We start from the raw sequence: 8,462 nt of genomic DNA, 5'->3' as shown, positions 1-8,462 counted from the left end.
CCCGCTGTGGGGGGGGGGGTTTAGTGTTTACCCCCACTGGAGCCCGGGGCCCTGGGGCGCGGGGCGGGGGCGCCGCCCGTCCATGGCCAGCGGGAAGTGCACCGGCCGGTGCTCCTGGAGCGGGCGGGTGCCGCGCCGGGTGTGGTCGGCCGAGGAGCGGGCCAGCCCGCCGTGGTGCCGCAGCAGCGCCTTGACCTCGACCGGGACGAGCTCCATCCGCCGCCAGCCGGGCGCCGCCCGGCCGACCGCGTGGTGCCAGGTCCAGCCGGGCGGGGTGGCGACGGCGGTCGGCAGGTCGGCCCAGAGCTCGTGGCCCTGCGTGTAGAGCGCGGCGTTGGCCGACACGTAGTCGGTCAGCCGCAGCTCGTCCACGCCGAAGCCCTCCGGCGGGTCGGCGACCTCGGCGGCGGCGGCCGCGTACGGGGCGAAGTCCGGGAAGCCGTACTCGTCCACGCGGACGCCCGCCGGGTGCGCCGCGGCCCGGACCGGATCCGGGAACTGCACCACCTGGCCCGCGTACGCCGCGTTGGGCGCGGCCGCGGCTCCGGGCCGACCTGTCGTCATCAGGGCTCCCCCACTGGCTGCTGCAACATTGCGGGCACCAGCGTAGGGGACGCCGTACCCCCTGTGGCCAGGGGCGGCGGACGAGCTAGCGGTTCTTCAGCGCCTTCGCCAGCGCCTCCGCGACCCGCACCTGCTGGTCCTCGGTGATCTGCGGGAACAGCGGGAGGGTGAGGATCTCGGTGGCGGAGCGCTCGGCGACCGGGAAGGACCCCTCGCCGTGGCCGAGGCCGCGGAAGGCGGGCTGGAGGTGGACCGGCACCGGGTAGTGCACCCCGGCGCCGATGCCCGCGGCCCGGAGGTCGGCGAGCACCGCGTCGCGCCCGCGCGCCACCCGCACGGCGTACAGGTGCCAGACGTGCTCGTTGCCGGGCAGGGTGTGCGGCGTGCTCACCCCGTCCAGGCCGGCCAGCAGCTCGGCGTAGCGGGCCGCGGCGGCCCGGCGGGCCTCGTTCCAAGCGGGCAGCCGGCGGAGCTTGGCGCGCAGCACCACCGCCTGGAGGGTGTCCAGGCGGGAGTTGAAGCCGAACCGCTCGTGCACGTACTTGCGCCCCGAGCCGTGGTCCCCCATCAGCCGGACGGCGGTGGCCAGCCGTTCGTCGTCGGTGGTGACCGCGCCGGCGTCGCCGTAGGCGCCGAGGTTCTTGCCGGGGTAGAAGCTGGTCGCCGCGATCCGTCCCCAGGACCCGGCGGGGCGGCCGTCCTGCCGGGCGCCCTGGCACTGTGCGGCGTCCTCCACCACCGGCCGCCCGCCGGCCAGGGCGAGCAGCGGGGCCATCGGCGCGAGCTGGCCGTTGAGGTGGACCGGGAGCAGTGCGGCGACCTGCGGCAGGACGGCCTCCACGGCCCGCGGGTCGATCAGGAGGTGGGTGTCGTCGACGTCGACCGGCACCGGCCGCAGGCCCGCCCGGACGACCGCCTCCACGGTGGCGACGAAGGTGTTGGCGGGCACCGCCACGCCGGCGCCGGCCGGCAGGTCGAGGGCGCGCAGCGCGAGTTCGACGGCGTCGGTGCCGTTGGCGGTGCCGATCGCGTGCCGGACGCCGCTGAACGCGGCGTACTCGGTCTCGAACGCGGCGACGTCCGGCCCCTTGATGTAGGCGCCGGAGGCCAGCACCGCGTCGAAGCCGGCCCGGACCTCCTCGGCGACCTCGGCGTGCGAGGCGTGCAGGTCGACGAGCGGGATGTCGGTCATGGGATTCGCCTCTCGGCAGGCTCGGGTACGGGGTCGGTGGACGGCTCGGTGCACGACTGGGCGGGCAGTGGGCCGGGTGCCGGGCGGCCGGCGGGCAGCGGTTCGACCCGCAGCGGGAGCGCGCCGCCGGCCAGGCACGCCCCGGTGGCGGCGGACCACTTCCAGTGGTGGCGGGGGCACTCGACGATGCCCTCGGCGATCAGCGCGTGGCTGAGGTCCTCGCCGGCATGCGGGCACCAGCGCTGCAGCCGCAGGCCGTCCCGCTCGATCGTCTCCCCCGTGGCGGCCCGCTCGCGCACCAGCCGCCGGGTCTGCGCCGGCTGGTGGCCGTAGCGCAGCAGGGAGAGCAGGGTGAGGTCGAAGACGTCGGGGTCGCGGTGCAGGCCGAGGCGCATGGACAGCAGCGCCTCCTCCCAGCCGGCCCGGCCGTCGAGGACGGCCCGCAGGGCGCGCGGCGGGACCCGCAGGGTGTACGCCGGGTCGACGGGCTCGTCCTCCAGCTCGATCCGGCCGGCGAGGTCGCCGAGGGCGATCCGCCAGGCGGCGCCGCCCGCCTCCAGGGCCAGGCCCCCGCGGTAGTCGGCGAGCAGCGGGCGGTTGAGCCGCCGGAGCCGGTCGAAGTGGGCGGCGACCTCGTCGGCGGTCGGCTCGGGGGACTCGCTGAGGTGGTAGGCCTGCCACTCGTCGCGGCGGCGCTCGCGGTAGTCGTCGAGGTAGCCGTCCGGGTCGGTGAGCCAGCGCCCGGGGGTGCTCGGGGCGGCGGCGAGGTCGCCCGGGGAGGTGCGCAGCACGAGGGTGTCGGGGCAGGCGAGCGCGAAGTCGGCGGCGACGTCCTCCCAGTGCGGGAAGATCGTGCGCTCGCGGTCGTTGAAGCGGGCGAGCTCCGGGTCGAGGAAGCAGGCCGGACCGGCCGACGGGAGGTAGGCGCGGGCGCCGGTGAGGTGAACCTTGCGGGCCAGGCTGTCCATCAGGTCGGCGCGGACGGCGGCGGTCTTGGCGGCCATCTGCGCGGGCGGGTAGTCGTAGGCGTTCGGGTACCACATCGCGCCGGAGTACTGGGCGGCCAGCAGGTCGACGCCGGTGGGGAGTTCGGACAGCGGGGGGTTGCAGTCGTTGAGGTCGAGGAAGCGCGTGCCGCCGAGGTCGAGCAGCAGCGCGCTGTCCTCCTTGTGGCTGGTGTCGAGCAGCATGGTCGCGGTCGCGTCGGGGCCGAGCCGGTACTCCTCGCGGTGGGCGAGCCGGACCTGCCGGGTGAAGCCGAGCGCGGTCAGCCGCCGGGCGAGCGACCCGGTGCGGAAGCGCGGCACCAGCACGGTGACGTCCCGGGAGAGCCTGGCCAGCAGCCGCTCGTCGAAGTGGTCCTCGTGGGTGTGCGAGACGTAGAGGTAGTCGTAGCGGCCGGCGGCGACCTCGGGCAGCAGCCACCGGTTGTCGGGGTAGGGGAACCAGGCCTCCAGGAAGGCCGGGTGGAACCACGGGTCGATCAGGATGCGCAGGCCGGCGTGCTCGACCAGGAAGCCGGCGTGCCCGAGGTGCCTGACCGACGTCACCCGACGGCCTCCAGCAGGGCGATGGCCACGGTGTCCTGCTGCTCCTCGCTGAGGGTGTGGAAGAGCGGCAGGATCAGCGAGCGGCCGGTGATCAGCTCGGTGGCGGGCAGCGGGACGCGCGCGGTGCCCTTGTACGGGGCCTCCAGGTGGGCGGCCATGATGCCGCGCCGCGCGGAGACCCCGGAGTCGGCGAGCCGGGCGAGCACCTCGGTGCGGTCGGGTGCGCCGTCCGGCAGCAGCAGCCAGCAGGCCTGGTAGTTGCCGGTGCCGTGCGGCGGGTCGGTGACCATGCCGGCGGCGAGCGGGCCGAGCAGGGCCCGGTAGCGCTCGGCCAGCACGCGCCGGCGCCCGACCATCGCGGGCAGCTTGCCCAGCTGCACCAGACCGATCGCGGCCTGGATGTCGGTCATCCGGTAGTTGAAGCCGATCTCGTCGTACGTCTCGACGACGGCGGCCCCGCCGGCGGCGGTGTGCCGGTCGGCGGCCGAGACGCTCATCCCGTGCTCGCGCAGCCGGCGCAGCCGGGCCGCGAGGCCGGCGTCGTGGCAGGTGACCATCCCGCCCTCGCCCGTGGTGAGCAGCTTGCGGGGGTGGAAGGAGTAGGCGGCGATCGCCGCGCCGGCCCCGGCCGGGCGGCCGCGGTAGGTGGCGCCGGCGCCGCAGGCGGCGTCCTCGATCACGGTGGCGCCGCGCGGTTCGGCCACCGCGCGGATCGCGTCCAGGTCGACCGGGATGCCGCCCTGGTCGACGGCGATCACGGCCTTCGTCCGGTCGGTGAGCAGCGGCGCCACGGTGTCGGCGGTCAGGTTGCCGGTGGCCGGGTCGACGTCGGCGAAGACCGGGACGGCGCCGACGTAGGTGACGGCGTTGGCGGTGGCGATGAAGGAGAGCGAGGGCACCACGACCTCGTCGCCGTGGCCGACGCCGGCGCCGATCAGTGCCAGGTGCAGGGCGGTGGTGCAGGAGGAGACCGCGACGGCGTGCGGCACCCCGAGGTGCTCGGCGAAGGCGCGCTCGAACTCGGCGACGCGCGGGCCCTGGGCGACCCAGCCGGAGCGGACGGCCTCGGCCGCCGCCTCGGCCTCCTCCTCGCCGAGCCAGGGGATCATGACGGGGATGGTGGACACAGGTCTGCTCCGGGGGGTGCTCGCGGTTCACGGCGTGCGGCTCGCGGCGTGAGGTTCACGGCGTGCGGCGCGCGGGTCGGGACGGTGAGGACGGCCGGGGGCGGCCCGGGGACTGCTACTGCTCGCGCCACCAGTCGACGAGCCGGCGCAGGCCCTCGTCCAGGCCGAGTTCGGGCTTCCAGCCGAGGTCGCGCTCGGCGGCCGAGATGTCGGCGAGCCGGCGCACCACGCCGCCCGCGGTGCCGCGGGCGGGGCCGTGCTCGACGTCGAGGTCGGTGCGGTCCATGGCGGCGAGCAGGGCGTCGGCGAGGCCGCGCAGCGAGACCTCGGAGGCGGAGGCGATGTTGTAGACCCGGTCGGTGACCGGGGCCGCGGCGGCCAGCAGGTTGGCCCGGGCGATGTCCTCGGTGTAGACGAAGTCCATGGTCTGGGCGCCGTCGCCGAAGATCAGCGGGGGCTGGCCGGCGGCGATCCGCTCCATCCAGCGGATGAAGACCTCGGTGTAGCGGCCGTGCACGTCCATCCGGGGCCCGTACACGTTGAAGTAGCGCAGCGCGACGTAGTCCAGGCCGGTCGTGGCGTGGAAGCTGCGCAGCATGCCCTCGTTGAACACCTTGGCGGCGCCGTAGAAGGTGTCGTTGTTGTAGGGGTGCTGGGTCTCCGGCGTCGGGAAGGTGTCGGCGAGGCCGTAGACGGAGGCGGTGGAGGAGGCGACCAGCTTGCGGACGCCGCGCTCGGCGGCGGCCTCGATGACGTCGAAGGTGCCGTCGACCATGATCTCCAGGGCGAGCCGGGGCTCGGCGGCGCACTGGGTGATCCGGATCGCGGCGAGGTGGAAGAGCAGGTCGGTGTCGTCGCCGAGGAGTTCGCGCAGCAGGGCGCGGTCGCGGATGTCGCCGTCGACGACGCGCAGCTGCCCGGGGGCGGCGAGGTGCTCGGCGCGGGCGAGGTTCGCCATCCGGCCCCGGACGAAGTTGTCCAGGACGACGACCTCGCGGGCCCCGGCCTCGATCAGCTGGTCGACGACGGTGGAGCCGATGGTGCCGGCGCCGCCGGTGACCAGGCAGCGGGATCCGGTGACGGGGACTGCGTTCATCGGGCGGCGGCCCTCTCCTGTGCGGTGATCAGTTCGATGTCGGTGTCCGCGCCGGCCCCGACGGGCACGGTGGCGCCGCCGAGTTCCAGGCTGCGGGAGGCGGCGTGCAGCAGCCGCAGCACGCGCAGGCCGGAGCGGCCGTCGGTGAGCGGGGCGCGGCCCTCGGTGATGGCGGCGGCGAACTCGGCCATCACGTTGCGCAGCGCCTCCTGCTCGACCAGCGCGGGGGCGACCATGTCGCCGACCCGGTAGGAGATCAGGGCGCGGTGCCGGATGGCGTCGGTGAGCTCGTCGGGCGGGGTGAGGTCGACGCCGCGGTCGTGGACGGTGAGGCGGGCCTGCGGGTTGAGGTCGTCCCAGACCAGGGTGCGCCGGGAGCCGCCGATCAGCGTGGTGCGGACCTTCGTCGGCGACAGCCAGTTGACGTGGCAGTGCGCGAGGGCGCCGTTGCTGAGCCGGACGGTGAGGTAGGCCACGCAGGCCCGGCCGGCGCCGATCGGGTCGGCGCCCTGGGCGCTGACGCCGACCGGTTCGACGCCGGGCGGCAGCACGAAGTCGAGGATGGACAGGTCGTGCGGGGCGAGGTCCCACAGGACGTCCACGTCCGGCTGGACCAGGCCGAGGTTGATCCGCACCGAGTCGAAGAACTGGACGTCGCCGATCTCGCCGCCGTGCACCAGCTCGCGGATCCGGCGGACGACCGGGGTGTAGCAGAAGGTGTGGTCGCACATCAGCACCAGGCCGCGGTCCTCGGCGAGCTCGCACAGCTCGGCGGCGTCCTCGGCGGTGGTGGTGATCGGCTTCTCGACCAGCACGTGCTTGCCGGCCTCCAGGGCGGCCCGCACCAGCCGGTAGTGGGCGGCCGCGGGGGTGGCGATCGCCACCGCGCGCACCCGCTCGTCCGCGAGCACCTCGTCGAAGGAGGTGGTGGCGCGCACCGTGCTGTACTCGCCGAGCACCCGGCGGGAGCGCTGCTCGTCCAGGTCGCACAGCCAGTGCAGCCGCAGGGCCGGCGTCTGCTGGGCGTTGCGGACCAGGTTCGGGCCCCAGTAGCCGGCGCCGACGACGGCCAGGCCGATCCGCTCGGCGGCGCGCGGCTCCGCGGCTCCGGGTGTGGGGACGTGCTCGCCGGGCGCCTCGTGCGCCTCGGCCGCCGGCCCGCCCTGCATCGGCATCGACATCGACAAGACCCCCCTTGTCCGGTGCCGGAGCGTCACTGCGCCGGCACCCCGCTGTCCGTACGGGCCGGGCACGCACGCTCCCGCCGGCACTCCCGCCGGCGGGGCCCCCACGGTGCGCCCAGGTGGCCTCGCAGCTGGAACGGTACCGGCCGCCGTGCGCGCCGCGGGCCCGAATCCGCAAACCTGAGGCGCGCTCACCGGCGGTTCGCAACGCTCCGTACACCCCGGGTCCGTGGCGTCCTGACGGGTTTGACAGTCTTGTGGCCCAGAATGTGACACCCGGACCGGAATTTGCCGGTCCGTCGGTTCCGCCGCCCGGTCGGGCGGGCGGGCCGCGCAGAACCGAGGAGAGTCATGCCAGCGAGCCCGTCGGGCGGCGAGGAGCCGCCGGCCGCCGCCGCGGCCGCCCCGGTGCTGCGCCACCACCGCGACAGCCTGCTGCCCGCCGTGGCGGCGGCGCTGTCGCTGAAGAACGGCCAGGTGCACACCCTCGCGGGCGACAAGGCCGACCTGGCTCCCCTGCTGCACCCGCTGGTCGCGGAGTTCCTGGCCGCGCTGCCGATCGAGCACCGCGAACGCTTCCTGGGCCGCTGCCCGGAGGCGGTGCTCCTCTCCCAGTTCCTGTCCACGGTGGACACCGGGCGGTCCAAGCGGGCCGCCCGCAAGCCGCTCTCCCTGCACGACGCCCGCAAGGCGCTCAAGGGGGCCCGGCTGACCACCGTGCGCATCCGGGAGGAGGGCGATCCGGCGCACGGCACGCACGCACCGCCGTGCCGGTCCTGCGGGCCGCTGCTGGAGCACCTGAACGTGGTGAGCGTCGCGGTCGGGCCGCCGGCCCGCTGACGCCGCCCCACCCCTGTCCCCGACCCATGGAGCAGACCCTGAACCCCACCGCCGTGCGCACCCACCCGCGCTTCCCCGCCGACGTCGCCGCCGCCCTCAAGCAGGCCGGCTGGCACCCGGGGCGCTGGGAGATCCGCCAGGCCGAGGCCTGGGCCGACGTGCTCGCGCAGCACGGCGGGCCGCTGGACACCCCGCACTCCGTCTTCCCGGCCGCCGTCGAGGCGTGGGCCGAGTTCGGCGGGCTCTCGTTCGACCTGTCAGGTCCCGGTCGGGTCCTCGCCCCGACACCCTTCCTGCTGGACCCGCGCTGCGGGCTGCACCAGCCGCGCACCCTGGCCGACCTGGGCCGGGCGCTCGGCACCCGGCTGGCCCCGCTCGGCGAGGAGCTGTACGGGCAGGCGCTGCTGGCCGTGGACGAGGGCGGCCGGGTGTTCAGCCTGGACGCCACCGGCGAGTGGTACCTGGGCGCGACGGTGGACCAGGCACTGGCCGTCCTCGTGCTGGGCCTCGCCCCGGAGCGGCTGCGCACCGCCTGACGGGGCGTCCGCACAGGTTTTCCGGAATCCCTCCCGCTCGATCCCGCTCGGCGCCACACTGTGGAGATTCCGAGGAGAGAACCGGGAGGGTCCGCGATGAGCGTCGAGACCGCCGCCGCCACGGTGAGCACCGCGGCCGCGACCCGCACCGAGCGCCTGCCGCTGTTCGACAACGCCAAGTTCGCCGCGGTGGCGCTGGTGGTCTGCGCGCACACCTGGATGCCGCTGCTGACCGCGGACCGGACGAGGGCCCCCCGGGGGCGCCACGGGGCGGGGGTGGCGTTGGCGGTGGTTCGGTACCAGGGCGGGAAGTTCGCCCGGCCCCGGCCCGGCCCCCCGCGGGGGGGCGGGCGGGGCGCGGGGGGGGGGGGGG

General features: G+C 75.6%; 7 protein-coding genes and 2 pseudogenes. 3 read left to right on the top strand and 6 right to left on the bottom strand.

Annotated features, from left to right (window positions below; all coding sequences use genetic code 11):
* Positions 1-87: 87 nt before the first annotated feature.
* The 6 genes and pseudogenes from ACFV0G_RS29000 to ACFV0G_RS28975 all read right to left on the bottom strand — a co-directional run.
* Positions 88-564: pseudogene (locus ACFV0G_RS29000) on the bottom strand (HNH endonuclease); the annotation flags it as partial.
* A gap of 85 nt (positions 565-649) precedes the next feature.
* Complete coding sequence (locus ACFV0G_RS28995) at positions 650-1,756, bottom strand: DegT/DnrJ/EryC1/StrS family aminotransferase (protein WP_380554362.1); 1,107 nt, start codon at positions 1,754-1,756, stop codon at positions 650-652.
* Entirely contained in the window at positions 1,753-3,306 is a 1,554-nt protein-coding gene (locus tag ACFV0G_RS28990) for an MBL fold metallo-hydrolase (protein WP_380554359.1), read from the bottom strand. Before ACFV0G_RS28990 ends, ACFV0G_RS28995 begins: the two co-directional genes overlap by 4 nt.
* Complete coding sequence (locus ACFV0G_RS28985) at positions 3,303-4,415, bottom strand: DegT/DnrJ/EryC1/StrS family aminotransferase (RefSeq protein WP_380554356.1); 1,113 nt, start codon at positions 4,413-4,415, stop codon at positions 3,303-3,305. Before ACFV0G_RS28985 ends, ACFV0G_RS28990 begins: the two co-directional genes overlap by 4 nt.
* Positions 4,416-4,548: 133 nt before the next feature.
* Positions 4,549-5,529 carry an NAD-dependent epimerase/dehydratase family protein gene (locus ACFV0G_RS28980; RefSeq protein ID WP_380554353.1) on the bottom strand — a complete coding sequence of 327 codons (981 nt, stop codon included), beginning with the start codon at positions 5,527-5,529 and terminating at the stop codon, positions 4,549-4,551.
* On the bottom strand, positions 5,526-6,710 hold the full coding sequence (locus tag ACFV0G_RS28975; RefSeq protein WP_380554350.1) for a Gfo/Idh/MocA family protein: 1,185 nt from the start codon (positions 6,708-6,710) through the stop codon (positions 5,526-5,528). Before ACFV0G_RS28975 ends, ACFV0G_RS28980 begins: the two co-directional genes overlap by 4 nt.
* Positions 6,711-7,064: 354 nt before the next feature.
* Between ACFV0G_RS28975 and ACFV0G_RS28970 the strand changes: the two genes are divergently transcribed.
* The 3 genes and pseudogenes from ACFV0G_RS28970 to ACFV0G_RS28960 all read left to right on the top strand — a co-directional run.
* Positions 7,065-7,553 (top strand): YwqJ-related putative deaminase, encoded by a 489-nt coding sequence (locus ACFV0G_RS28970; RefSeq protein WP_380554347.1) that lies wholly within the window; start codon positions 7,065-7,067, stop codon positions 7,551-7,553.
* Between the two features lie 26 nt (positions 7,554-7,579).
* Positions 7,580-8,089: an SUKH-3 domain-containing protein gene (locus tag ACFV0G_RS28965; protein ID WP_380554344.1), complete on the top strand. Its 510-nt coding sequence runs from the start codon at positions 7,580-7,582 to the stop codon at positions 8,087-8,089.
* 96 nt (positions 8,090-8,185) lie between these two features.
* Positions 8,186-8,462 (top strand): annotated as a pseudogene (locus tag ACFV0G_RS28960) (hypothetical protein); the annotation flags it as partial.

This window comes from Kitasatospora sp. NPDC059571 (assembly GCF_042735675.1).
Taxonomy (GTDB): Bacteria; Actinomycetota; Actinomycetes; order Streptomycetales; family Streptomycetaceae; genus Kitasatospora.
The sequence above is the reverse complement of the archived record's forward strand: the minus strand, read 5'-3'. Positions and strand labels throughout refer to the sequence as shown.

Excerpts from the sequence above, each read along its gene's own strand:
- ACFV0G_RS28975 (WP_380554350.1), bottom strand. The coding sequence starts at position 6,710 with ATGTCGATGCCGATGCAGGGCGGGCCGGCGGCCGAGGCGCACGAGGCG.
- ACFV0G_RS28995 (WP_380554362.1), bottom strand. The coding sequence starts at position 1,756 with ATGACCGACATCCCGCTCGTCGACCTGCACGCCTCGCACGCCGAGGTC.
- ACFV0G_RS28970 (WP_380554347.1), top strand. The coding sequence starts at position 7,065 with ATGCCAGCGAGCCCGTCGGGCGGCGAGGAGCCGCCGGCCGCCGCCGCG.
- ACFV0G_RS28965 (WP_380554344.1), top strand. The coding sequence starts at position 7,580 with ATGGAGCAGACCCTGAACCCCACCGCCGTGCGCACCCACCCGCGCTTC.
- ACFV0G_RS28980 (WP_380554353.1), bottom strand. The coding sequence starts at position 5,529 with ATGAACGCAGTCCCCGTCACCGGATCCCGCTGCCTGGTCACCGGCGGC.
- ACFV0G_RS28985 (WP_380554356.1), bottom strand. The coding sequence starts at position 4,415 with ATGATCCCCTGGCTCGGCGAGGAGGAGGCCGAGGCGGCGGCCGAGGCC.